The organism is Sulfitobacter sp. KMM 9851 (genome assembly GCF_057178245.1).
Window position 1 is genome coordinate 1,264,405 of record NZ_CM169991.1, and the last position, 23,935, is coordinate 1,288,339.

Consider the following 23,935-nt stretch of genomic DNA (forward strand, 5'->3'; position numbering starts at 1 on the left):
ATCATGGGTAGCCGGGCCGTTTCACTTTCCTCTCTTGGGTTGACCGCCCGGGCAGGGGCCAACCCCGAAATCACTGGCCTTGCCGTGGACAGCCGCCAGGTGCGCGAGGGCACGCTGTTTGCCGCCCTGCCGGGCAGCAAGGTGCATGGGGCCGAATTCATTCAATATGCCCTGCGCATGGGCGCGGCGGCGGTGCTGACCGATGCCGCAGGCGCCGCCATCGCCGCCGAAGTGCTGGCCGCGTCGGGTGCTGCGTTGGTGATCACCGATTCCCCGCGCGAAGCCTTGGCGCGCACCGCAGCCCTGTGGTTTGGGGCTCAGCCTGCAACCATGGTGGCCGTGACCGGCACCAATGGCAAAACATCCGTATCAACCTTTGTGCGCCAAATCTGGATCGAGATGGGGCTGGCGGCCGTCAACCTTGGCACCACGGGTGTTGAGGGCGCATGGGCCGCGCCCTTGGCCCATACTACGCCAGAGCCGATCACCCTGCACCGCACGCTGGCCGGTGCGGTCGAGGCCGGCATCACCCATGCGGCGATGGAAGCATCAAGCCACGGGTTGGACCAGCGGCGGCTGGACGGTGTCAGCCTGCGCGCAGCAGGCTTCACGAACTTTACGCAGGATCATCTGGATTATCACGAGACCTTCGAGGCCTATTTCGATGCCAAGGCGGCGCTGTTTGCCCGTGTTCTGCCCGAAGACGGGACGGCCGTGGTCAATATTGATGATGCCAAGGGCGTCGACATTGCGGCGATTGCCCGTGCGCGCGGCTGCGAGGTGATCACAGTGGGCCGCGACGGCGGCGATCTGCATCTGACCGGTCAACGCTTTGACGCGACCGGGCAGGACCTGCGGTTTGAATGGCGCGGCAAGGCGTTTCAAAAGCGGCTGGAGCTGATTGGCGGGTTTCAGGGCGACAATGTCTTGCTGGCCGCCGGGTTGGTCATCGCTTGTGGTGCGGACCCGGCAGAGGTGTTTGACACGCTGCCACATCTGACCACGGTGCGCGGCAGGATGCAGTTGGCCGCGACCCGCGACAATGGCGCGGCGGTGTTTGTTGATTACGCCCATACCCCTGATGCGGTGGCGACAGCACTGGCTGCGATGCGCCCACATGTGATGGGGCGGCTGGTGGCGATTGTCGGCGCGGGTGGCGACCGTGACCGCGCCAAACGGCCCCTGATGGGGCAGGCGGCGGCGCAGAATGCGGATCTGGTCATCGTGACGGACGACAACCCGCGCACCGAAAACCCCGCCGACATCCGCGCCGCCGTTATGGCTGGTGCGCCGGACGCGACCGAAGTGGGCGACCGCGCCGAGGCGATTCTGCGCGGGGTGGATGCGCTGGGGCCGGGGGACGCGCTACTGATAGCGGGCAAGGGCCATGAAAGCGGGCAGGTTGTGGGCGAAGATATCCTGCCCTTTGATGATGTAGAACAGGCCAGCGTGGCGGTGGCGGCATTGGACGGGAGACTGGCATGAGCCATTTGTGGACAGCAGCAGAGGCCGCAGCGGCAACCGGGGGCCGGGTGCAGGGCGACTGGGCCTGCGACGGTGTGTCGATCGACACGCGCAGCTTGCAGAAGGGTGATTTGTTTGTCGCGCTCAAAGCGGCGCGGGACGGTCATGAGTTTGTGGCCCAGGCGCTGGGCAAGGGGGCGGCAGCGGCGCTGGTGACCCATGCGCCCGACGGGGTGGCTGACGACGCACCGCTGTTGATCGTTGATGATGTGCTGGCCGCACTTGAAGAGTTGGGCCGGGCCGGGCGTGCGCGTCTGGGCCCGCAGGCCAAGGTGGCGGCGGTGACGGGCTCTGTGGGCAAGACGTCGACCAAGGAAATGCTGCTGGCGATCTTTGCGGATCAGGGCCGGGCGCATGCCAGTGTCGACAGCTATAACAATCACTGGGGCGTGCCGCTGACCCTGGCGCGGATGCCGCGCGATACCGAGTATGCGGTGATCGAGATCGGCATGAACCACCCCGGAGAGATTGCGCCACTTGCAAAAATGGCGCGTCCGGATGTGGCGATGATTACCAATGTCGCCGCCGTGCATTTGGAAGCCTTTGCCGATGTGGCGGCCATTGCGGTGGAAAAGGCCAGCATCTTTGACGGGATGCAGCCCGGCGGTGTGGCGGTGATCAATGCAGACGACGAACACGCCGCGATTGTCATGGCCAAGGCGGTGGATCTCCGGTTGCGCGATGTCGAATTCGGCCGCCATGGGCATCACTATAAATTGGGCGATGTGCAGGTCCAGTCTGATACCACGGTGGCCCGCGCCGAGGTTGAAGGCGCGCCGCTGTTATTCAAAATCGCCTCGCCGGGGCGGCATTTTGCGATGAACGCGCTGGGGGCGGTGGCGGTGGCCGACGCGATGGGCGCAGACCGCGCGCTGGCGGTGGCTGCGCTGGGGCGCTGGTCGCCCTACCGGGGACGCGGCGTGCGCGAAACGATCGTGTTGGACCGGGTCGACACCCATCTGGCGCTGGAATTGATCGACGACAGCTATAACGCCAATCCGACGTCGATGGCGGCGGCCCTTGAGGTGCTGGCGGCCTCTGCCGTGACCCACGATATAGGCCGCGTCAGCAAGGGCCGACGCATTGCGTTTCTGGGTGATATGAAGGAACTCGGCCCCGACGCAATTGCGCTGCACGCGGGCCTTGCGCATCTTGAGGCGACCCAGACCCTTGATGTGGTACATTGCATCGGGCCGTTGATGCGGTCGCTTTATGATTTGTTGCCCGAACATCAGCGTGGCGATTGGACGCAAACCGCCGACGAGATGCTGGTGGGCATGCGCGGACGGCTCGACAGTGGCGATGTTGTGCTTGCCAAGGGGTCGCTGTCGATGAATCTGGGGGCGATTGTTGACGCCATCCGTAAAATGGGCCATCCGGTGGATGAGGCCTGAACCCACGGGCCCTTGCCCCAAGATGATGAGTTAGGACGCTTTACATGCTCTATTGGTTGACGCTGCTGTCGGATGGCGGCGATTTTTTTAACCTGTTCCGCTACATCACCTTTCGGGCCGGTGGGGCGTTTCTGACGGCTCTGATCTTTGGGTTTTTGTTTGGCAAACCGCTGATCGCGGTGCTGCGCCGCCGGCAGGGCAAGGGCCAGCCGATCCGCACGGACGGGCCTGAAGGGCATTTCGCCAAAGCCGGTACGCCGACCATGGGCGGGCTGCTGATTGTGGGGGCATTGCTGACATCGACCCTGCTTTGGGCGCGGTTGGATAACCCGTTTGTCTGGCTGATACTCTTTGTCACCATGAGCTTTGCCGCCATCGGCTTTGCCGATGACTATGCCAAGGTCAGCAAGCAAAATGTGAATGGTGTGTCCGGTAAGCTCCGGCTTTTGCTGGGGTTTCTGATTGCGGGGATCGCCGGATACTGGGCTGCGCAATACCATCCCGAGGGGCTGCAATACCAGCTGGCCCTGCCGGTTTTCAAAGATACGCTGATCAACCTTGGCATCTTGTTTGTGCCGTTTTCGATCATCGTGATCGTGGGGGCTGCCAATGCCGTGAACCTGACCGATGGGTTGGACGGGCTGGCGATCATGCCGGTAATGATTGCCGCCGGGGCGCTGGGTGTAATCGCCTACGCCGTCGGGCGGGTCGATTTCACCGACTATCTTGATGTGCATTATGTGCCGGGGACGGGTGAAATCCTGATCTTCACCGCTGGGCTGTTTGGTGGGGGCTTGGGCTTTCTTTGGTACAACGCCCCACCGGCGGCGGTGTTCATGGGCGATACCGGGTCGCTGGCGCTGGGCGGTGCCCTGGGGGCCATCGCGGTGGCCACCAAACACGAATTGGTGCTGGCCATCGTTGGTGGTTTGTTTGTGGTCGAGGCGCTGAGCGTGATCATTCAGGTGCTTTATTTCAAGCGCACCGGTAAGCGGGTGTTTCTGATGGCGCCGATCCATCATCACTATGAGAAAAAGGGCTGGGCCGAGCCACAGATCGTGATCCGGTTCTGGATTATTTCCCTGATCCTGGCGATGATCGGTCTGGCGACGCTCAAGGTGCGGTAAAGGGCGCGTGCCGCGGGCGGGATGGGGGGCGCTGCCCTCCGCCGCCTGCGGCGTCTCCCCCCGATGGTATTTAAGACCCGAAAAAGTTAGAAGATCGACCAGTCCATCTGACGCGCCAAAATGGCCAGCGCCTCGGTGCCTTTGTGCGAATTGCCATAGCGGTTAAGCCCGGGCGACCAGACCGCGATGCTGGCACGGCCCGGCACGATGGCAAGGATGCCGCCCCCCACACCTGATTTCCCCGGCAGGCCGACGCGGTAGGCAAAGTCGCCCGATCCGTCGTAATGCCCGCAGGTTAGCATCAGCGCATTCAGCCGCCGGATGCGACCCGGCGAGACCAGGCGGGGAAGGCCGGGCGCTTCGACCAGAAAACGGCCCGCCATGGCCAGTTGCCGGGCCGACATCTCCAGCGCGCAGTGATGGAAATAGGTGCCAAGGGTCAGCTCAGGCGCGTTCTTGAGGTTGCCGTAGGACGCCAGAAAATGCGCCAACGCAAAGTTGCGGTGGCCAAAGTCGGTTTCGGAGGCGGCGACGGCATCGTTGATGTGAATGTCGTCAGTCCCGGCAGCTTCGCGGACAAAACGCACGATCTCAGCCAGCGCCTCGCGCGGCTCTCGGTTGCCCAAGACTTCATCTGTGGTGACAATGGCACCCGCGTTGATAAATGGGTTGCGGGGGCGGCCTTGTTCCTGTTCCAACTGCACGATGGAGTTGAACGCCCGGCCGGAGGGTTCGCGACCGACGCGCTGCCAGAGCTGATCACCGGAGCGGCCGAGCGCGATGGCGAGGGTGAAAACCTTGGTAATGGATTGCACCGAAAATGGTACATCACAGTCACCAGCGGTGTGGCAGGTGCCATCGGCGGTGACCACAGCGATGCCGAATTGCGCCGGGTCCACATATGCCAGTTGCGGGATATAGGCGGCGACCTCGCCCCATTCGCCCTGCTCGCGCATCTGGGCGTCAAGCTGGGGCAAAAGGGTTGTCAGGTCGGACATGCGCATCGGCATTGGCGGCGGCCTTTGGCTTGTGATAGGCGCAGGATGCGCCCATTCTTGGGCTAGGGTTAACAGGGGTTTTGCAATGATTCCAGTACAGGGCTTGGAGGGCGCGCGCGTTGCGGTGCTGGGATTGGGACGGTCGGGCATCAGTGCCGCGCGCGCATTGGCTGCGGGCGGCGCCAAGGTCATCTGCTGGGATGACAACCCCGCCGCACGCGCCAAAGCCGAGGTCGAAGGTTTTGCCTGTGTGGACCTGAAGGCGTCGGGCGCGATGGATAAGGTCGCGCGGCTGATCGTCAGCCCCGGTATCCCACATCTTTATCCCGCGCCCAATCCGGTGATCGCTGCCGCCTGGGAGGCGGGCGTGCCGGTGGACAATGACATCGGCCTGTTCTTTCAAAGCTTTGCGACCCTTGCCTGGGATAATTATGACACCGCGCCGCGGGTCGTGGCGGTCACCGGATCGAACGGCAAGTCGACGACATCGGCGTTGATCCATCACATCCTCAGACATGTCGGGCGACCTTGCCAATTGGCGGGCAACATCGGGCGCGGGGTGCTGGACATGGACCCGGCGGTGGATGGCGAGGTGGTGGTGCTGGAACTCAGCAGCTATCAGACCGATTTGGCGCGGGCGCTGACGCCGGATGTGGCCGTCTTCACCAATCTGACGCCCGATCATCTGGACCGTCATTGCGGCAAGGGCGGCTATTTTGCCGCCAAACGCCGATTGTTTGCCGAAGGCGGGCCGGACCGCGCGGTGATCGGCGTGGACGAAGACGAAGGCCGTTTTCTGGCCGGGCAGCTAAGCGAGGGTGCCGCCGACGACCGGGTGATCCGCGTCAGCGCGGCGCGAAAGTTGACCGGGCCGGGCTGGCAGGTCTTTGCCCGTAAGGGGTTCCTTAGCGAATACCGACGCGGCAAACAGGTGGCGTCAATTGATCTGCGCGGGATTCAGGGGCTGCCGGGGGCACACAACCACCAGAATGCCTGTGCCGCTTATGCTGCCTGCCGCGCGCTGGGCCTGGCGCCCAAGGTGATCGAGGCCGCGTTCCACAGCTTTGGCGGGCTGCCGCACCGCTCGCAAACCGTGGCTGAACTGGGCGGTGTGCGTTATGTGAACGACAGCAAGGCCACCAATGTCGACAGTGCCGCGAAAGCACTCGCGGCATTTGACAAGATCCGCTGGATCTGTGGCGGGCTGGAAAAAGAGGGCGGGCTGGACGGGTTGGCCAAGGCGCAATTGTCGGTGCGCAAGGCCTATGTGATCGGGCGCGAGGCGGCGCAATTTGCCATGCAGTTACACGTCGAGGCAGTGGTCTGCACCACAATGGCCGAGGCGGTGGCGCGCGCGGCACAGGAGGCCGAGGCAGGTGACGTGGTGCTGTTGGCCCCGGCGGCGGCGAGTTTTGATCAGTACGACAATTTCGAGCGGCGCGGCGAGGATTTCATCAAACAGGTGGAGAAACTATCTGCGCCTTGAGCGCCTGGCGCGGGCGGCGCGACGATCAGGAAAGGCGCGGTTTGGTCGCAGGATGAGACGACCTAACCCAAGGCGGGTATGACTTAACCATATTCTCACGAATTTTGCCTAGGTGAGTTGTGCAAACGGTTTTTGCACAAGGATCTGCCTGTGAAACTAAGCCAAAGAATATTCATGATGATCGCGGGTCTTGTCGCGGCCTCGACGCTTGCCGTTTCACTGTCAGTTTACATTTTGCAGCGCGGGACGTTGAATGAAATGATCGTGAACCGCCTGAATAGCGAACGTGATGCGGCAATGGCGGGGTTTGAAAAATACCTTGATAGCATTCAGCAGGAACTTTCGCTTTGGTCCGATCTGCCCTCTACCGCCACTGCGCTGAACACGTTTGCGTCGGCTTGGGATGCCCTGCAGGGCGACAAGAAGGCGCAGCTGCAAAAAAGCTATATTTCGGACAACCCCCATCCGCTTGGTGAAAAAGATCGGTTAGACGCAGGTGCGGATTCCAGTAGATATTCGCGGGTCCACAAGACCTACCACGCCTATTTCAAATCCCTGAAAGATACGCGGGGCTATTACGACGTTTTCCTGATCGATACGCGGGGGAATATTGTATATTCCGTCTATAAAGAGCTGGATTTCGCGACAAATCTTGCCAACGGCGACTATGCGGATTCCGGGTTGGGACAGGTGTTTCGTGCGGCGCGTGATGAGAAGAACGGCGCGCCTACGTTTGTCGATTTCGCGTCCTATGCGCCCAGTGCTGGCGCACCGGCCAGTTTTATCGCCAAGAAAGTGATGTCACCGGACGGCGTGTTCCTGGGTGTCATTGCGTTCCAAATGCCTATTGACCGGCTAGATGTCCTTGTTGGCGACATGGGCGAAGGCGAATTTGCAATGGTGGTGGGGGCCGATGATCTGCTGCGCAACAACGATGCCCGGTTTGGCGATGACGCGATACTTAATCAGATCATTCATAGCCCGGCTGCAAAGGCGGCGCTGTCTGGGACAGAAGCCGTCGCCACCACGGAGCGCGGCGGTGTAAACTATCTGCAATCGGCTGCGCCGCTGCATTTTCTGGGGACTCATTGGGCCTTTGTCGTGGAGCTGGACAGGGCGCTGGCGTTTTCGCCATTGGCGCGGTTGCGCAACACAGTCATTGCGATGTCCCTGGGGTGCCTGATGCTGGCGGCGCTGGCGGCAGCTTTGCTCGGGCGATCTATTTCACGGCCGATAACGATCCTGTCTGCAACGCTCAGAAACCTGGTGGATGGGAACCGTGACGCTGAGGTGGACTATCAAAACCGCCAGGATGAGATTGGCGCGGTGGCGACCAGTGTCGTTTACATCAAGACCAAGTTGATCGAGATGGATGATCTGAAGGTGGCGACTGAAGCCGCGGCAAAACGCGAACGCGACGCCGAAAAAGAGCGGCACAATGCCTTGGAGGCGAAGCGGAAAGAAAAGCGGGAAAGCGACGAGGCAGACCAACTGGCCCAGTCGGAGCAACGTGATAAAGAGGCGCGCATCGCAGCAGAAATATCTGAAGTCGTCGAAGCCTGCGCAGCGGGGGAATTCTCGCGGCGGCTGGATCTTGACGGTAAGCAGGGCATCTTTGCCGAGCTGTGCAAGGGCGTTAATCAGATTGGTGAAGTGACCGAAAATGGTCTGCGCCAGATATCTGAGGCCATGATGGCGCTGGCGCGGGGCGATCTGACTTATCGTCTGGACATGAAGGCGAAAGGCACGTTTGAGAGTATTGCCAATGATGTGAACGTGACGATGGACAGCCTGACGAAGGTCATCATCACGATACGCGATGGTGGGGAAATCTCCGGCACCCTGATGAAAGAGATAGCGGCAAGCGCGGTGAGCCTGTCGCGTCGTACAGAAGGCAATGCCGTGGCGCTGGAGGAAACATCGGCCGCGCTGACGGAAATGGAGCAGTCGGTGCGCAGCGCCAGCGAATCGGCGCAGGTCGCCAAAACCGAAGTTGCAGAAGTTGTCACCTGCGCGCAGAGCGGCATCGAGAAAGTGCAGCAAACCATGTCTGCTATGGAAAAGATCCAAGAGAGCTCGGTGGAAATATCCAAGATTGTCGATTTGATAGACGGGATCGCATTCCAGACCAATCTTCTGGCGTTGAACGCTGGCGTTGAGGCGGCGCGCGCGGGTGAGGCCGGGCGTGGCTTTGCCGTGGTGGCAAACGAAGTGCGTGAGCTTGCCGCGCGGTCGGCGGATGCTGCCCGGGAGATTGCCGTGCTCATTTCAGAGAGTGGAACCCGAGTTGGAAAAGGCGTGGCCTATTCAGAAGATAGTATGCGCGTGCTTGAAACGATTGGGACCTCGGTGCGCCAGGTTGCGCAGCAGGTTGACGATCTGGCCGTCGCCAGTTCAGAGCAGCTGAGCGGTATTGCGGAAATCACCACCGCCGTCACGACGCTGGACAGCTCCACCCAACACAATGCAGCGATGTTCGAAGAGAGCACGGCAGTGACCAAGCAGATGGAACATGAAATTGAGGCGTTGATGAGTGCGGTCGGAACATTTGAGGTCGGCGACGCAGGTCAACTGGCAGGTCAACTGGCTGCAGATGCACCGACGGATACATCGGCGCCAGCGCAAGCCGCGTAAGCTGCCGACATTTGCGATGACCAATGCGCGCGCCGGTCAGTCGGGCGCGCAATGTGCCAGGGTATTTCTAGCCGGCGATCGCTCGGGCGGCGGCCATGGCGGATGACCACGCCCACTGAAAGTTGTAGCCCCCCAACCAGCCGGTAACATCAACCGCTTCACCGATGAAATACAGGCCCGGCACCGATTTGGACACCATGGATTTGGACGACAGCGCATCGGTATCCACCCCGCCAAGGGTGACTTCAGCGGTGCGGTAGCCTTCGGTCCCGCTGGGGTGCAGCACCCAATCCTTCAAATGATCCACCAATGCGGATAGCCGCGCGTCGGACCAATCGGCGAGGTTGCCTGTCAGGTCCATTTGCGTGGCCAGATGATCGACCAGCCGCGCGGGCAGATGTTGTGCGAGGATGGTGGTCAGGTTGCGTCGGCCCGATTGCTGGCGCTGCGCGCGCAGCGCGGCCAGAAGATCGCCCTGGGGTGCAATATTGACCCTGATCGCATCGCCGTCGCGCCAATAAGAGGACGCCTGCAGCACAGCAGGCCCCGACAGCCCGCGATGGGTGAAAAGCAGCGCCTCGGTGAATGTGGCTTCACCGGCGGTAACGGCGGCCGGGGTGGCAACACCTGCCAGAGGGGCGAAACGGCTTTCGGCAAAGGTGAAAGGCACAAGTGCGGCACGCGTGGCCGTGACCGGCAGATCGAAATGCCGCGCGATATCATAGGCCAATCCGGTGGCACCCATCTTGGGGATGGATTTGCCGCCACTGGCGATGACCAGGTTGCGGGCGGAGATTTGCAACGTCTTTTCGGGTGTCTTCAGGTCAAAGGTAAACAGATTGTTGTTCTTTGCAAAGTTGCTTGCACTGCTTTGCAAATGGAGGGTGACCCCCGCCTGCTGCATCATCGCGCGCAGCATCGCCACGATCTCCTTGGCGCTGTTATCGCAGAACAACTGGCCGAGGGTTTTTTCATGCCAGCCAATGCCATGGCGACCGATTAGATCAATGAAATCCCACTGGGTATAGCGGGCAAGGGCGGATTTGGCGAAATGAGGGTTCTGGCTGAGGAACGCTTCGGGGGCGCAGTGCAGATTGGTGAAATTGCACCGACCGCCGCCGGAAATCCGAATTTTTTCGCCCGGCGCCTTGGCATGGTCGACCACTATCACGCGCCCGCCCGCATGTGCGGCGCACATCATGCCCGCGGCACCCCCGCCTATGATTGCTGTGTCAAACTGCATGCTGCGGCTCTGCCCGAAGGGCGCGGCGCGGTCAAGAAGATGTGAGGAGCGTTGTCGCAGGGGGCAAGGCGATTAGGTGGGTGGTAACCGATAAATCCAAGAGGAGTAGACCATGAGCCACCTGACAGCAGGCACCACATTTCCAAAACAGGACGTATCGAAACTGGGCGGCGGCACGCTGACCCTTGGCGCGCCGCAGGGCGGGCACGATTGGCAGTTGGTCGTCGTATACCGCGGCTTGCATTGCCCGATTTGCAAGACCTACCTAAGCGCGCTGCAAGATCTGCGTGATGATTTTCATGCCATCGGCGTTGATATCGTTGCCGTGTCAGGCGATCCCGAAGCCAAGGCGCAGTCGATGGCGGATGAAAAGGAACTGAGCCTTCCGATCGGCTATGACCTGTCGCTGGAGCAGATGGCGGCGCTGGGGCTTTATATTTCCGACCCGCGCAGCCCGCAGGAAACCGACCGGCCCTTTGCCGAGCCCGGCGTTTTTGTCATCAATGCAGAGGGTAATATTCAGATCGTCGACATCTCGAATGCGCCTTTTGCGCGGCCGGACCTGAATGGGCTGCTCAAGGGTATCACCTTTGTGCGCGATAAGGACTATCCGGTGCGTGGCACCCACAAGGCTGCCTAAGCGCCCGCGCAGCGCCACCGGGGCCGTGCACGCCTCGGTGGAAATGCACTAGCCTGCCCATGAAAATCAAGCTATCATGCGATTTGAGACCCCGAAAAGGGGCGCCCGGAAACGGGATTTTTGAGGCAGTGCAAGGCAGATACCCATGACAGAGATGGTCTATGGTGCCGTTCCGGTACGGGATGGCGAACCGATCCTTCCAAAATGGTGGCGCACGGTGGATCGCTGGACATTGTCCTGCATCCTGATGCTGTTTGCCGTTGGCATGTTGCTCGGGTTGGCGGCGTCGCCCCCCTTGGCAGCTAAAAACGGGTTTGATCCGTTCCACTATGTGCATCGGCAGGCATTTTTTGGCGGTATGGCGATGGTCGCGATGCTGCTGACCTCGATGATGTCGCCCACGGTGGTGCGGCGCCTGGCGGTGCTGGGGTTTGTGCTGTCCTTTGTTGCGCTGGTATTCCTGCCGTTTTTTGGCACGGATTTTGGCAAGGGTGCGATGCGCTGGTATTCGCTTGGCTTTGCTTCGTTCCAGCCGTCCGAATTTCTCAAACCCGGTTTTGTCGTCGTGGCGGCTTGGATGATGGCCGCGGCCCTTGAAATCAACGGACCTCCGGGTAAAACATGGTCTTTTGCGCTGTGCATCGCGATTGTGCTGATGCTGGCGATGCAACCTGACTTTGGTCAGGCCTGTCTGGTGTTGTTCGGCTGGGGCGTGATGTATTTTGTTGCCGGTGCGCCGATCGTGCTGTTGGTCGGCATGGCGGGGCTGGTTGTGCTGGCAGGTACGGTCGCCTATTCGAATTCGGAACACTTTGCGCGCCGTATTGATGGTTTCCTAAGCGTCGATGTCGACCCGACCACGCAGCTTGGCTATGCCACCAACGCGATCCGCGAGGGCGGGCTTTTTGGTGTCGGCGTCGGCGAGGGCGAGGTGAAATGGTCGCTGCCCGATGCGCATACCGATTTCATCATTGCCGTTGCCGCCGAGGAATACGGTCTGGTTCTGGTGATGTGCATCATCGGGCTTTATACTGTGGTCGCGGTCCGGTCGCTGCTGCGGCTGGTGCGTGAACGTGATCCTTTCATCCGGCTGGCCGGTACCGGGCTGGCATGTACATTCGGAGTGCAGGCAATGATCAACATGGGCGTGGCCGTGCGGCTGCTGCCGGCCAAGGGCATGACCCTGCCGTTTGTCAGCTATGGTGGGTCGTCGGTGATCGCCAGTGGCATCGCCGTTGGCATGTTGCTGGCCTTTACCCGCACGCGGCCACAGGGTGAAATCAGCGATATTCTGGGCCGGGGCCGGGCGCGGTGACAGCACCGCTATTGATCATCGCCGCAGGCGGCACCGGGGGTCATATGTTCCCTGCGCAGGCCTTGGCCGAGGTCATGCTGGCGCGCGGATGGCGCGTCAAGCTGAGCACAGATGCACGCGGCGCACGCTATACCGGCGGTTTTCCGCAGGCGGTCGAGATCAATCATATCAGCAGTGCCACCTTTGCCCGCGGCGGGTTGGCGGCCAAGGCGATGGTGCCGTTTCGTATTGCGTCAGGCGTGCTGGGCGCTGGCTGGCGGATGCTGCGCGACCGGCCAACGGTCGTTGTGGGCTTTGGTGGGTATCCGTCGATTCCTGCTTTGGGGGCGGCCTGGGCCTTGCGGCTGCCGCGGATGATCCATGAACAGAACGGTGTGCTGGGCCGCGTGAACGAGGTCTTTGCCAACCGCGTGGATGCGGTGGCCTGTGGCACTTGGCCCACGACATTGCCCGAGGGTGTGACGGGCGTGCATGTGGGCAACCCGGTGCGTGCCGCCGTGCTGGACCGGGCAGGGGCGGGGTATATCCCCCCCGGTGATTATCCGATGGAAATTCTGGTGATGGGCGGCAGTCAAGGCGCGCGCATCCTGAGCGATCTGGTGCCCCCCGCACTGGCCGCCTTGCCGATGGAGATGCTGCGCAACATTCGTGTCAGTCACCAAGCGCGGGACGAAGACGGTCAGCGCGTGGCGGATTTTTACGCCGAGGCCGGGATCGACGCCGATGTGCAGCCCTTCTTTGACGATGTGCCGCGCCGCATGTCCGAGGCGCAACTGGTGATCAGCCGGGCGGGTGCCTCGAGCGTGGCCGACCTGTCGGTGATCGGGCGGCCCTCGATCCTGATCCCCTTTGCCGCAGCCGCAGGCGACCACCAAAGCGCCAACGCGCGCGGGCTGGTGGATGCCGGGGCGGCGATCATGGTGCCAGAGGCGGCCGCGACACCCGAAAGCCTGACAGAACAGATCATGTCGGTGCTGGAACACTCAAAGGGGGCGTTGTTGATGGCAAATGCTGCTCTATCTGTCGGCAAACCAGAAGCTGCGCAGACGCTGGCCGATATGGTGCAAGAACTGGGCGAACAAGGAAAACACACATGAATGCTGCTGCCACGAAACTGCCGACCGACGTTGGCCCGATCCATTTCGTCGGCATTGGTGGCATTGGCATGTCGGGCATTGCCGAAGTCCTGCTGAACCACGGCTACCGGGTGCAGGGGTCCGACCTCAAGGCGACGAAGATTACTGACCGTCTGGCCGAACTTGGGGCCACGATCTTTGAGGGGCAGGCCGCCGAGAACATCGAAAACGCCGAGGTTGTCGTTATCTCTTCGGCCATCAAACCGGGCAATGCTGAATTGGACGCCGCGCGCCGCGCCGGGCTGCCGATTGTGCGCCGGGCCGAGATGCTGGCCGAACTGATGCGTTTGAAATCCAACATTGCGGTGGCGGGCACCCATGGCAAGACAACCACCACAACACTGGTGGCGGAGTTGCTGGTGGCCGGTGGCATTGACCCCACGGTGATCAACGGCGGGATCATTCACGCCTATGGCTCCAACGCGCGCATGGGGCAGGGCGAATGGATGGTGGTTGAGGCCGACGAGAGCGACGGCACCTTTAACCGTCTGCCCGCCACCATCGCGATCGTCACCAATATCGACCCGGAGCATATGGAGCACTGGGGCGACTTTGACACCCTGCGCCAAGGCTTTGTTGATTTCGTGTCGAACATTCCATTTTACGGATTGGCGGTTTGCTGCACCGATCACGCCGAGGTGCAGGCGTTGGTGGGCAAGATTACCGACCGCCGCGTCGTGACCTATGGGTTCAATGCCCAGGCTGATGTGCGCGCGCGCAACTTGCATTACGAAGCGGGGGTGGCGCATTTCGACATCCACCTACAAGCCGAGGATAAGGTGATTGAGGGCTGTTCACTGCCGATGCCGGGGGATCACAACGTGTCCAACGCGCTGGCGGCTGTCGCGGTCTCGCGGCACCTGGGCATGAAGATTGACGAAATCCGCACCGCGCTGGCGGCCTTTGGCGGGGTCAACCGCCGCTTTACCAAAGTGGGCGAAGTGGACGGGGTGACCATCATTGATGATTACGGTCACCACCCGGTCGAAATCACCGCCGTGCTGAAAGCGGCGCGTCAGGCGACGCAAGGCCGCGTAATCGCGGTGCACCAGCCGCACCGCTACAGCCGTCTGCACCACCATTTCGACGAGTTCTGCGCCTGTTTCAACGACGCTGATGTCGTGGGCATTGCCGACGTCTATTCCGCAGGCGAAGACCCGATTGCCGGTGCTGACCGTGATGGGTTGGTCGCCGGGCTGATCCAGCATGGCCACCGCCATGCCCGCCCGGTCACCGATGCCGATGATCTGGCACGGCTGGTGCGCGAACAGGCGCGCCCCGGTGATATGGTTGTCTGCCTTGGGGCCGGTACGATCAGCGCCTGGGCAAATGGGTTGCCTGCTGCGTTGCAGGCGCTGAAAGAGGCCGCCGCGTGACGCTGGTCTGGGCATCCATCCTCTGGGTGTTTCTGGCCGTGACTGTCGCAATGTTGCCGATGCGGCAGCAATATGTTCCTGGGGTGGTGCTGCTGCTGGCGGCGCCGGTTCTGATTGTGATGATCGGGATCAACCATTCGTGGCTGTTGGCGTTGCTGGCGCTGGCTGCCTTTGTGTCCATGTTCCGCAACCCGCTGCGCTATATTTGGGCGCGGCTGCGCGGACAAAAGCCACAGGTGCCTAAATGAGCATTTCGATCACGCTGGCCTGCCTTTGGGCGGTCATAGCCAATATCCTTGCCATGACGCCCAGCAAGGATTTTCACTGGCGCAACGCCTATATCCTGATTGCCGTCGGCATTCCGATCCTGGGCTATGTCACGGTACAGCATGGGCCGTGGCTGGGGCTGTTGGTGCTTGCGGCGGGCTGTTCGGTCTTGCGTTGGCCGGTGATTTACCTCGGCCGCTGGCTGCGTCGAAGCGCGGGGCAGATCAAGGGCCCGGCTGAGTGACGCTTACGCTGGTGGCGCTGTTGGCGGTTTTCGCGTTTTGGATGCTGGTATGCGGCTGGTGCGGGTTCCGCGCGCGGGCGCTGGCATTCTTTGGTGTTCTGCTGGTGGGGCTGGCATTGAATGCGGCCTGGATGGTCCTTGGATTGGACGCGCGGGTGTTTGAACCCTATGCGTTGGTCGCGCAGGTGTCGTTGATCCTGTACGGCGTGGGTGGGTTTGGCGTGGGATGGCTGATCGGGCGCTTTATGCGGCGCTGGCGCGACAGTCAGGTGGATGACAACACGGTTTGACCACAGCCGAAAATGTCACTAGTCGGATGGTATGATAACACTCGATATTCCCGACCTGCGTGGCAAGCTGACGCCGATGCGCCCGCTGCGTGATCTAACATGGCTGCGTGTGGGTGGGCCTGCCGATTACCTTTTTCAGCCGACCGATCTGGACGATCTTTGCACCCTTATGCGCCAGTTACCGCCGCAGGTGGCGGTTTTCCCCATGGGGGTCGGCAGCAACCTGATCGTTCGGGATGGCGGGCTGCGTGCCGTCGTAATTCGGCTGGGGCGTGGGTTTAACGGGATCGAGATTTCAGGCGACCGCGTGACCGCCGGGGCGGCGGCGCTGGATGCGCATGTGGCACGCCGCGCGGCGGATGCGGGGCTGGACCTGACATTCCTGCGCACCATTCCGGGCAGCATCGGCGGCGCGGTGCGGATGAATGCCGGCTGCTATGGCAGCTATACTGCGGATCATTTCGTGAGCGCACAGGCCGTTACGCGCAGTGGCGAGGTGATAACCCTGACCGCTGATGATCTGAATTTTTCCTATCGTCAGAGCGACTTGGCTGATGGTGCCATTATCGTCTCGGCCACATTCTTGGCGCCCCAAGGCGCGCCTGCGGCGTTGCACGAGCGGATGGAAGCGCAACTGGCCAAGCGGGACGAGACACAGCCGACCAAGGACCGCAGCGCCGGCAGTACCTTTCGCAATCCGGCTGGTTTCTCCAGCACCGGAAAGGACGACGATGTGCATGACCTGAAAGCCTGGAAGGTGATCGACGACGCAGGCATGCGCGGCGCCACACGGGGCGGCGCGCAGATGAGCCCGAAACATTCCAACTTTCTGATCAACACCGGCGCGGCGACGGCGGATGATTTGGAAACATTGGGTGAAGAGGTGCGAAAAAAGGTTTACGATTCAAGCGGTATAAGGCTAGAATGGGAAATCAAGCGCATCGGTGAGAAATTGGGCGATCCGGTGCCTGAGGCATAAGCCGCACAGCGGCCAAAAACGACAAACGGCAAAAATAACAGGGGCCACAAAGGCCCGAGGCAAAGAGGCACTCCGGTGGGTACGTCGAGCAGACACACCCCGACAGTGGCGGTATTGATGGGTGGCCCCTCGGCTGAGCGCGAGGTGTCTCTGTCCAGCGGGCGCGCATGCGCCGCCGCATTGCGGGAACATGGCGGATACAAGGTGGTCGAGGTCGATGCAGGCCGCGACCTTTGTGACGTTTTACAGAATATGAAACCTGATGCCGTTCTGAATTGCCTGCATGGGCGCTGGGGCGAGGACGGCTGCGTTCAGGGCCTGCTTGAATGGTTGGCGATCCCTTACAGCCATTCCGGCGTTCTGGCCTCCGCACTTGCGATGGACAAGCAGCGCAGCAAGGGTGTGTTCCGCAACGCAGGTCTTCCCGTGTTGGAAAGCGTGATCTGCGCCAAGGCCGATGTGATGGCCGACCATGTCATGGCCCCGCCCTATGTGGTCAAGCCGAACAATGAAGGGTCTTCCGTCGGGGTCTATTTGGTAGGGGCGGAAAACAACGGTCCGCCGCAGTTGTCAGATGACATGCCAGCGTATGTGATGGTCGAAACCTTTGCGCCGGGGCGGGAATTGACCACCACGGTGGTGGGCGACCGCGCGCTGACGGTGACCGATATCCTCACGACCGGCTGGTATGATTACGATGCCAAGTACAAGCCCGGCGGGTCACGTCATGTGTTGCCTGCGGACCTGCCGGACGAGATTTTCCAGCTGTGCATGGACTATGCCAAGCGGGCCCATGACGCGCTGGGGTGCCGCGGTATCAGCCGCACCGATTTTCGCTGGGACGAAAGCCGGGGTGCGGCGGGATTGATCCTGCTTGAGACCAACACCCAGCCCGGCATGACCGCCACATCGCTGACGCCCGAACAGGGTATGCATTGCGGTATCAGCTTTCCCGATCTGTGTGCCTGGATGGTGGAGGATGCGTCATGCGATCGCTGATCCGCCGCAGCCCCAGCACCGCCAAGATTGATCCGGCACCGTCGCGTTGGGCGTGGCGGATGCAGCGCTTGATGCTGACGCCGGGCTTTCGCTTTGCCTTGCGGGTTGCGGCGCCGTTTTCGTTGACCTTGTTGGTGGGCACGATCTACCTCGCGGACGAGGGCCGCAGGACTGCTATCACGCAAGCGGTGGCCGACACCCGTGCCAGCATCGAGGAACGGCCCGAGTTCATGGTCAAGCTGATGGCGATTGACGGGGCAGATGGCGCGCTTGCGGGTGATATCCGCACGGCGGTACCGCTGGAGTTCCCGATCAGTTCCTTCGATCTGGATTTGCCCGATATCCGGGCCAAGATTACCGCGCTGCATGGTGTGAAACAGGCCAATATCCGCATCCGCCCAGGTGGTGTGTTGCAGGTCGATGTCACCCCGCGCATCCCCGTGGTTGTCTGGCGCAGCGACGACGGTCTGACGCTGGTGGACGAAGTCGGCGCGCATGTCGCGGACATTGGCGCGCGTACCGAATTTGGCGATCTGCCGCTGATCGCGGGGCAGGGGGCAACACTGCATGTACCCGAAGCGCTGAGCCTCATTGCGACGGCCAGTGTTCTGGGCGGGCGCCTGCGCGGGCTGGTGCGGATGGGCGAACGCCGCTGGGATGTGGTTCTCGACCGTGACCAGCGCATTCTGCTGCCCGAACAGGGGGCATTGCAGGCACTGGAACGGGTGATCGCGCTGGAAGGCGCGCAAGAGGTTTTGACCCGCGACGTGGCGCGGGTTGATATGCGGTTGGCATCACGCCCAACCGTGCGAATGAACGAAGAGGCCACCCGCGAATGGTGGCACATCAGGCAGCTTTCAGGCCAGTGAATAGGCCGGCGGAATTGGGACAGTAACGAGATGATGGATTTATACGACAGCCAAAGATCGATGCGTCACATGCGCAAGCTGGCAATGCAGCGCGGTGTGGTCGCCATTCTGGACGTGGGCAGTTCAAAGATTGCTTGCCTCGTCCTGCGCTTTGATGGGCTGACCCATGATGGCGACGATGGCGAAATCGGATCGCTGGCCGGTCAATCGGGATTCCGCGTCATCGGAGCCGCCACCACACGGTCGCGCGGTGTCCGCTTTGGCGAGATCTGCGCCATGGGCGAAACCGAACGCGCCATTCGAACCGCGCTGCAAGCGGCGCAAAAGATGGCCGGTATCCGGGTCGATCATGTTATCGCCTGTTTCTCGGGCGGCGAGCCGCGCAGTTATGGCCTGGATGCGCAGGTCGAACTGGAAGGACAGGTTGTCTCTGAACAGGACGTGGCGCGGGTGCTGGCGGGCTGCGACGTACCGGAATACGGCGAGGGCCGCGAAGTCTTGCACGCCCAGCCGGTGAATTTTGCGCTCGATCACCGCTCTGGCCTTGCTGATCCGCGTGGCCAGTTGGGCAACAGCCTGTCGGTGGACATGCACATGCTGACCGTTGATGCCGACACGGTGCAGCACCTGGCGCATTGCATCAAACGCTGTGATCTGGAGCTGGCGGGCATTGCGTCGTCTTCTTATGCGTCGGGGATTTCCGCGCTGGTCGAGGACGAACAGGAACTGGGCGCGGCCTGTATTGATCTGGGCGGCGGCACCACGGGCATTTCGATCTTTATCAAGAAACACATGATCTACGCCGACACCGTGCGCATGGGCGGGGATCACGTCACATCCGACATCTCGATGGGGTTGCAGGTGCCCACCGCCAATGCCGAACGGATCAAGACATTTTACGGCGGCGTGCATGCCACCGGGATGGATGATCGTGAAATGATCGAGATCGGCGGCGACACGGGCGACTATGAACACGACCGCCGCACCGCCAGCCGCGCTGAGCTGATTGGCATCATGCGGCCCCGCGTCGAGGAAATCCTTGAAGAGGTCCGGGTTCGGCTGGATGCCGCGGGATTTGACCACCTGCCGAGCCAGCAGATTGTATTGACGGGCGGGGGCAGTCAGATCCCCGGTCTCGACGGGCTGGCAAGCAAGATACTGGGCCAGCAGGTACGCCTCGGGCGCCCCTTGCGCGTACATGGCCTGCCGCAGGCCGCCACCGGCCCCAGCTTTGCCTCCGCTGTCGGCCTCGCGCTCTTTGCGGCGCATCCACAGGACGAATGGTGGGACTTTGACATTCCCGCTGACCGTTACCCATCCAGATCGCTCAAAAGGGCGGTAAAATGGTTTCGAGACAACTGGTGACCCCAATATCGGGTGTCAGACCCGATATACGGGCTAAACCAGCAAGAATTTGCCCATATTTAGCGGCAAAATGATGTTTTTTAGGTGACGACCCCGCCCTAGGCGGGTAGGATTATGGGAATTTAGTCAAAAAAACTCCCGCTGGGACGCGGGCAATAGACAGGCGGACAGCACATGACACTTAACCTTTCGATGCCCGGACAAGACGACCTGAAGCCCCGTATCACCGTATTCGGTGTTGGTGGTGCTGGCGGGAACGCGGTCAATAATATGATCGAAAAACAACTGGATGGCGTCGATTTTGTCGTGGCCAACACCGACGCGCAGGCGCTGCAACAGGCCCGCGCGGAAAACCGGGTCCAGCTGGGTATCAAGGTTACCGAAGGTCTGGGTGCGGGCGCACGCGCCAGTGTCGGGGCTGCCGCTGCCGAAGAATCGATTGAACAGATCGTTGACCATCTAGCCGGCGCACACATGTGCTTTATCACCGCTGGCATGGGCGGCGGCACTGGCACAGGTGCAGCCCCCATCATCGCGCAGGCCGCGCGTGAACTGGGTGTTCTGACCGTTGGTGTTGTGACCAAGCCGTTCCAGTTTGAGGGTGCCAAGCGCATGCGTCAGGCCGAGGACGGCGTCGAGGCGCTGCAAAAGGTCGTTGATACGCTGATCATCATCCCCAACCAGAACCTGTTCCGTCTGGCCAATGAAAAAACCACCTTCACCGAAGCCTTCTCGATGGCTGACGATGTGCTGTACCAGGGTGTGAAGGGCGTTACCGATCTGATGGTCCGTCCCGGCCTGATCAACCTCGACTTTGCCGACGTTCGCGCCGTGATGGATGAAATGGGCAAGGCGATGATGGGTACCGGCGAGGCCGAAGGCGAAGATCGCGCCATCCAGGCCGCCGAAAAGGCGATTGCCAACCCTCTGCTGGACGAAATCAGCCTGCGCGGGGCCAAGGGTGTGTTGATCAACATCACCGGCGGGGCCGATCTGACGTTGTTCGAACTGGACGAAGCCGCCAACCGCATCCGCGAAGAGGTGGACCCAGAGGCGAACATCATCGTCGGCTCCACGCTGGATGAAAGCCTTGGTGGGTTTATGCGCGTCAGCGTTGTGGCAACCGGTATCGACGCCACCGATGTGAACACCGAAATGCCGGTGCCGCGCCGTTCCATGAGCCAGCCGCTGCGCCAAAACGTGTCTGCCGAGGACGTGGCACCAGCGGTTGCAGCAACCGTCGCCGCCGAAGCACCGCGGGAAGTCGAGCAGGCACCATTGTTCAACGAAATGGAGACGCAGCAGGCCTCAGCGCATGACATGGCCGACGATATCTTTGCCGATGACAGCGCCGCTGATACCGACGAAGACGGCCTGCCAGCACCAGCCTACCAGCCACAGGTCGCAGCATTCGAGCCGCGTCAGGAAGAAAGCCTGGAGGCCGAGCCTGATACATTTGTCGCGCCGCGCGCCCCAGCCCCCGGCACCCCATCGCCCGAGGCCCTGGCCCGTCTGCGCGCCGCAGCGCAAAAGGCCGCGCCTGAGCACCAGCAGCGTCAGGCCCAGCACCAACAGCAGCAGCAGCAGCAGGGCCAGCAGGCCGGTGACAAACCGCGCTTTGGGATCAATTCGCTGATCAACCGGATGACCGGTCACGGCGAAGGTGAGGTGCAGCAGCGTCCCACACGGCAGCAGCCCCCGGTGCAGACACGCGCGTCCGCCGCGGCGCCACAGCCGCAGGAAAGCCACGATCCAGACCAGGAACGGATCGAAATTCCTGCCTTCCTGCGCCGTCAGGCCAACTGATCTAAGTCACATTTGTTAATGAAAGGGCTGCCTTCGGGTGGCCCTTTCTGAATTTAAAACAACTACTTATAAAGCGCTAAGCGTCATTGCGCCCAATTGTTACGGGCATGTTTCAGTCGGTTACAAAGATTGAGTTGAGCATTTTGAACCACCCGCTTACTTCAGGGTTCAACTTAGACAATGATCTATGAACCTTGAGGATGCCCCGTGCAGACCACGATTAAAACACCGATCAGCTTTAGCGGCAAAGGCCTGCACTCCGGTGCGCCTGCCACGGTGACCGTGCGCCCTGCGGGTGTTCATCACGGCATCTGGTTCTCGCGCAGTGATGTGGCCGTCGGCGACCGGATGATCCCGGCGCGCTGGGATGCCGTCAACCGTTCGCCGCTCTGCACCAAACTGGAAAACGCCTCTGGTCTGTCCGTCTCTACGGTCGAACACCTGATGGCGGCGCTGGCCGGCTGCGGGATCCACAACGCCCTGATCGAGATTGATGGCCCCGAAGTGCCGATCCTTGACGGGTCCGCAATCCCCTTCGTACGCGGTTTCATGCAGCGCGGCATCCGGGCGCTGGCAGCACCCGTTATGGCGTTTGAAGTGTTGAAGACCGTGACAGTCACCGACGGCGACGCAAGTGCCACGCTGTCCCCCTCCAACACGCTGCGGATTGATTTCGAGATTGATTTCGTCGATGCGGCCATTGGTCACCAGCAAAAGTCACTGGTAATGAACAACGGCTCCTTTGCGCGCGAGCTGTGCGACAGCCGCACCTTCTGCCGTCAGGCGGATGTGGATGCGATGCAGGCCAATGGCCTGGCCCTTGGTGGTACGCCCGGTGAAAACGCTGTGGTGTTTGACGGTGACCGCGTGCTGAGCCCTGGCGGGTTGCGCCATGCGGACGAGCCTGTGCGCCACAAGATGCTGGATGCCCTAGGCGATCTGGCACTGGCTGGCGCGCCATTGCTGGGCCACTACAAAGGCACACGGGCCGGGCATTCGCTGACCAACACCTTGCTGCGCAAGCTTTTTGCGACCGAAGGTGCCGTGCGCCTGGTGACCTGTGATGCCGAAATGGCCGCGCGTTTGCCCGGCTATGGTCTGGTCTGGGACGAAATTCCACAGGTCGCCTGAGGCGGGCCGCCGCGACTGGCACCGCCTGCTGGCAAAGGGCCATTGTAGGCACGGCCAAGTCCTTGTATTCCCTTGGATGAAGTGAAAAGCCTAAGGCAGACTATCGCTTTTGCGTTACGTATGCTTACCAAGTGTGGAATGGGCGTTTTGCAACGCAAATTATTGTGCTAGTCACATGCGCAAGAGGGGTCATATGACCATGGGTTGGACGATGCGAAGGGTGCAGGCATGACAGTAGCGGGATCGCGTAAGCGACTGATCGGTGCGGTGCTGGTCGTGGCGGTACTTGGCGCATGCGGCGCTGCGCGCGACACCGGCCGTTTCACTGCCAACTTTTTTAACCCGCAGGAAATCCCGCTTGAGACCTATTCAGCCGAGCAGATTTTTGAACGCGGCGAGTTTGAACTGAACCGCCGTAAGCCGGATCAGGCGGCCTTCTACTTTTCCGAGATCGAGCGGCTTTATCCTTATTCGGAATGGGCCAAGCGCGCGCTGATCATGCAGGCCTTTGCCTATCACAAGGATCAGGATTACCCCAACAGCCGCTCGGCGGCGCAGCGTTTCATTGATTTCTACCCCGATGACGACGATGCCGCCTATGCCCAGTATCTGCTGGCGCTCAGCTATTACGATCAAATCGACGAGGTCGGACGCGATCAGGGGCTCACCTTTCAGGCGCTGCAATCGCTGCGCCAGGTGATCGAAAACTACCCTGACAGTGAATACGCCAAATCCGCCATACTGAAGTTTGATCTGGCCTTTGACCACCTTGCAGGCAAGGAAATGGAGATCGGGCGCTATTACCTGCGCCGCGATCACTATACCGCCGCGATCAACCGTTTCCGCGTCGTCGTCGAGGAATTCCAGACAACCACACATACCGCAGAGGCGCTGCACCGGCTGGTAGAATCCTACCTATCGCTGGGTCTGAACAAGGAAGCGCAGACTGCCGGGGCCATTCTGGGCTACAATTACCGGTCCTCTGACTGGTACGAGGACAGCTACAAGCTGCTGACCGGTCGCGGGCTTGCCCCTGCCTTCTACAAAGACAACTGGCTGGGGGCGGTCTATCGCCAGACCATCAAGGGCGAGTGGTTGTAAGCGCGGCAGGC

21 protein-coding genes are annotated in these 23,935 nt (G+C 61.3%); 19 read left to right on the top strand and 2 right to left on the bottom strand.

Annotated elements, in window-relative coordinates:
• Positions 1-3: 3 nt before the first annotated feature.
• From AC1965_RS06215 to mraY, 3 genes are read left to right on the top strand one after another with little or no spacing between them, the layout of a single operon-like run.
• Entirely contained in the window at positions 4-1,485 is a 1,482-nt protein-coding gene (locus tag AC1965_RS06215) for a UDP-N-acetylmuramoyl-L-alanyl-D-glutamate--2,6-diaminopimelate ligase (protein ID WP_483886418.1), read from the top strand.
• Positions 1,482-2,918, top strand: a complete 1,437-nt coding sequence (locus tag AC1965_RS06220; protein WP_483886419.1) for a UDP-N-acetylmuramoyl-tripeptide--D-alanyl-D-alanine ligase — start codon at positions 1,482-1,484, stop codon at positions 2,916-2,918. The genes AC1965_RS06215 and AC1965_RS06220 overlap by 4 nt, the downstream gene beginning before the upstream one ends.
• A 44-nt stretch (positions 2,919-2,962) precedes the next feature.
• Entirely contained in the window at positions 2,963-4,045 is a 1,083-nt protein-coding gene (gene mraY, locus AC1965_RS06225; protein ID WP_483886420.1) for a phospho-N-acetylmuramoyl-pentapeptide-transferase, read from the top strand.
• An 86-nt stretch (positions 4,046-4,131) separates the two neighbouring features.
• Here the strand turns inward: mraY and AC1965_RS06230 are convergent, their stop codons facing one another.
• Positions 4,132-5,043: a glutaminase gene (locus AC1965_RS06230; RefSeq protein ID WP_483886421.1), complete on the bottom strand. Its 912-nt coding sequence runs from the start codon at positions 5,041-5,043 to the stop codon at positions 4,132-4,134.
• A gap of 85 nt (positions 5,044-5,128) precedes the next feature.
• On the opposite strand from AC1965_RS06230, the gene murD reads away from it, so the two are divergent.
• Entirely contained in the window at positions 5,129-6,529 is a 1,401-nt protein-coding gene (murD, locus tag AC1965_RS06235) for a UDP-N-acetylmuramoyl-L-alanine--D-glutamate ligase (RefSeq protein ID WP_483886422.1), read from the top strand.
• Positions 6,530-6,703: 174 nt separating this feature from the next.
• A complete protein-coding gene (locus AC1965_RS06240) occupies positions 6,704-9,163 on the top strand; it encodes a methyl-accepting chemotaxis protein (RefSeq protein WP_483886423.1) in 2,460 nt (819 codons plus the stop codon).
• Positions 9,164-9,230: 67 nt separating this feature from the next.
• Here the strand turns inward: AC1965_RS06240 and AC1965_RS06245 are convergent, their stop codons facing one another.
• Positions 9,231-10,406 (bottom strand): BaiN/RdsA family NAD(P)/FAD-dependent oxidoreductase, encoded by a 1,176-nt coding sequence (locus tag AC1965_RS06245; RefSeq protein ID WP_483886424.1) that lies wholly within the window; start codon positions 10,404-10,406, stop codon positions 9,231-9,233.
• Between the two features lie 112 nt (positions 10,407-10,518).
• Between AC1965_RS06245 and AC1965_RS06250 the strand changes: the two genes are divergently transcribed.
• The 14 genes from AC1965_RS06250 to AC1965_RS06315 all read left to right on the top strand — a co-directional run bounded on the left by AC1965_RS06250 (position 10,519) and on the right by AC1965_RS06315 (position 23,924).
• The gene (locus AC1965_RS06250) at positions 10,519-11,046 is read left to right on the top strand and encodes a peroxiredoxin-like family protein (RefSeq protein WP_483886425.1); all 528 of its coding nucleotides are present in this window, start codon (positions 10,519-10,521) and stop codon (positions 11,044-11,046) included.
• Between the two features lie 145 nt (positions 11,047-11,191).
• The gene (gene ftsW, locus AC1965_RS06255; protein WP_483886426.1) at positions 11,192-12,361 is read left to right on the top strand and encodes a putative lipid II flippase FtsW; all 1,170 of its coding nucleotides are present in this window, start codon (positions 11,192-11,194) and stop codon (positions 12,359-12,361) included.
• A complete protein-coding gene (locus tag AC1965_RS06260; protein ID WP_483886427.1) occupies positions 12,358-13,458 on the top strand; it encodes a UDP-N-acetylglucosamine--N-acetylmuramyl-(pentapeptide) pyrophosphoryl-undecaprenol N-acetylglucosamine transferase in 1,101 nt (366 codons plus the stop codon). The genes ftsW and AC1965_RS06260 overlap by 4 nt, the downstream gene beginning before the upstream one ends.
• Positions 13,455-14,873 (top strand): UDP-N-acetylmuramate--L-alanine ligase, encoded by a 1,419-nt coding sequence (gene murC / locus AC1965_RS06265; RefSeq protein ID WP_483886428.1) that lies wholly within the window; start codon positions 13,455-13,457, stop codon positions 14,871-14,873. The genes AC1965_RS06260 and murC overlap by 4 nt, the downstream gene beginning before the upstream one ends.
• Entirely contained in the window at positions 14,870-15,121 is a 252-nt protein-coding gene (locus tag AC1965_RS06270; RefSeq protein ID WP_483886429.1) for a DUF2484 family protein, read from the top strand. Before murC ends, AC1965_RS06270 begins: the two co-directional genes overlap by 4 nt.
• Positions 15,118-15,384: a DUF2484 family protein gene (locus AC1965_RS06275; RefSeq protein ID WP_483886430.1), complete on the top strand. Its 267-nt coding sequence runs from the start codon at positions 15,118-15,120 to the stop codon at positions 15,382-15,384. The genes AC1965_RS06270 and AC1965_RS06275 overlap by 4 nt, the downstream gene beginning before the upstream one ends.
• Positions 15,381-15,674 (top strand): hypothetical protein, encoded by a 294-nt coding sequence (locus tag AC1965_RS06280; protein WP_483886431.1) that lies wholly within the window; start codon positions 15,381-15,383, stop codon positions 15,672-15,674. Before AC1965_RS06275 ends, AC1965_RS06280 begins: the two co-directional genes overlap by 4 nt.
• Before the next feature lie 31 nt (positions 15,675-15,705).
• On the top strand, positions 15,706-16,653 hold the full coding sequence (murB, locus tag AC1965_RS06285) for a UDP-N-acetylmuramate dehydrogenase (protein ID WP_483886432.1): 948 nt from the start codon (positions 15,706-15,708) through the stop codon (positions 16,651-16,653).
• 117 nt (positions 16,654-16,770) lie between these two features.
• Positions 16,771-17,652, top strand: coding sequence for a D-alanine--D-alanine ligase (locus tag AC1965_RS06290; RefSeq protein ID WP_483886433.1), 882 nt, complete (start codon positions 16,771-16,773; stop codon positions 17,650-17,652).
• Complete coding sequence (locus tag AC1965_RS06295) at positions 17,640-18,521, top strand: cell division protein FtsQ/DivIB (protein WP_483886434.1); 882 nt, start codon at positions 17,640-17,642, stop codon at positions 18,519-18,521. The genes AC1965_RS06290 and AC1965_RS06295 overlap by 13 nt, the downstream gene beginning before the upstream one ends.
• Before the next feature lie 30 nt (positions 18,522-18,551).
• Positions 18,552-19,886 (top strand): cell division protein FtsA, encoded by a 1,335-nt coding sequence (gene ftsA, locus AC1965_RS06300; protein ID WP_483886435.1) that lies wholly within the window; start codon positions 18,552-18,554, stop codon positions 19,884-19,886.
• A gap of 174 nt (positions 19,887-20,060) precedes the next feature.
• Positions 20,061-21,692 carry a cell division protein FtsZ gene (gene ftsZ, locus AC1965_RS06305; protein WP_483886436.1) on the top strand — a complete coding sequence of 544 codons (1,632 nt, stop codon included), beginning with the start codon at positions 20,061-20,063 and terminating at the stop codon, positions 21,690-21,692.
• Positions 21,693-21,899: 207 nt separating this feature from the next.
• Complete coding sequence (lpxC, locus tag AC1965_RS06310; RefSeq protein WP_483886437.1) at positions 21,900-22,823, top strand: UDP-3-O-acyl-N-acetylglucosamine deacetylase; 924 nt, start codon at positions 21,900-21,902, stop codon at positions 22,821-22,823.
• A gap of 228 nt (positions 22,824-23,051) precedes the next feature.
• On the top strand, positions 23,052-23,924 hold the full coding sequence (locus tag AC1965_RS06315) for an outer membrane protein assembly factor BamD (protein ID WP_483886438.1): 873 nt from the start codon (positions 23,052-23,054) through the stop codon (positions 23,922-23,924).
• Positions 23,925-23,935: the final 11 nt, after the last annotated feature.

Excerpts from the sequence above, each read along its gene's own strand:
- AC1965_RS06245 (WP_483886424.1), bottom strand. The coding sequence starts at position 10,406 with ATGCAGTTTGACACAGCAATCATAGGCGGGGGTGCCGCGGGCATGATG.
- AC1965_RS06295 (WP_483886434.1), top strand. The coding sequence starts at position 17,640 with ATGCGATCGCTGATCCGCCGCAGCCCCAGCACCGCCAAGATTGATCCG.
- ftsW (WP_483886426.1), top strand. The coding sequence starts at position 11,192 with ATGACAGAGATGGTCTATGGTGCCGTTCCGGTACGGGATGGCGAACCG.
- AC1965_RS06220 (WP_483886419.1), top strand. The coding sequence starts at position 1,482 with ATGAGCCATTTGTGGACAGCAGCAGAGGCCGCAGCGGCAACCGGGGGC.
- AC1965_RS06250 (WP_483886425.1), top strand. The coding sequence starts at position 10,519 with ATGAGCCACCTGACAGCAGGCACCACATTTCCAAAACAGGACGTATCG.
- AC1965_RS06290 (WP_483886433.1), top strand. The coding sequence starts at position 16,771 with ATGGGTGGCCCCTCGGCTGAGCGCGAGGTGTCTCTGTCCAGCGGGCGC.
- AC1965_RS06215 (WP_483886418.1), top strand. The coding sequence starts at position 4 with ATGGGTAGCCGGGCCGTTTCACTTTCCTCTCTTGGGTTGACCGCCCGG.
- AC1965_RS06315 (WP_483886438.1), top strand. The coding sequence starts at position 23,052 with ATGACAGTAGCGGGATCGCGTAAGCGACTGATCGGTGCGGTGCTGGTC.
- murD (WP_483886422.1), top strand. The coding sequence starts at position 5,129 with ATGATTCCAGTACAGGGCTTGGAGGGCGCGCGCGTTGCGGTGCTGGGA.
- AC1965_RS06275 (WP_483886430.1), top strand. The coding sequence starts at position 15,118 with ATGAGCATTTCGATCACGCTGGCCTGCCTTTGGGCGGTCATAGCCAAT.
- ftsA (WP_483886435.1), top strand. The coding sequence starts at position 18,552 with ATGATGGATTTATACGACAGCCAAAGATCGATGCGTCACATGCGCAAG.
- murB (WP_483886432.1), top strand. The coding sequence starts at position 15,706 with ATGATAACACTCGATATTCCCGACCTGCGTGGCAAGCTGACGCCGATG.
- AC1965_RS06230 (WP_483886421.1), bottom strand. The coding sequence starts at position 5,043 with ATGTCCGACCTGACAACCCTTTTGCCCCAGCTTGACGCCCAGATGCGC.
- mraY (WP_483886420.1), top strand. The coding sequence starts at position 2,963 with ATGCTCTATTGGTTGACGCTGCTGTCGGATGGCGGCGATTTTTTTAAC.
- AC1965_RS06240 (WP_483886423.1), top strand. The coding sequence starts at position 6,704 with ATGATGATCGCGGGTCTTGTCGCGGCCTCGACGCTTGCCGTTTCACTG.
- murC (WP_483886428.1), top strand. The coding sequence starts at position 13,455 with ATGAATGCTGCTGCCACGAAACTGCCGACCGACGTTGGCCCGATCCAT.
- ftsZ (WP_483886436.1), top strand. The coding sequence starts at position 20,061 with ATGACACTTAACCTTTCGATGCCCGGACAAGACGACCTGAAGCCCCGT.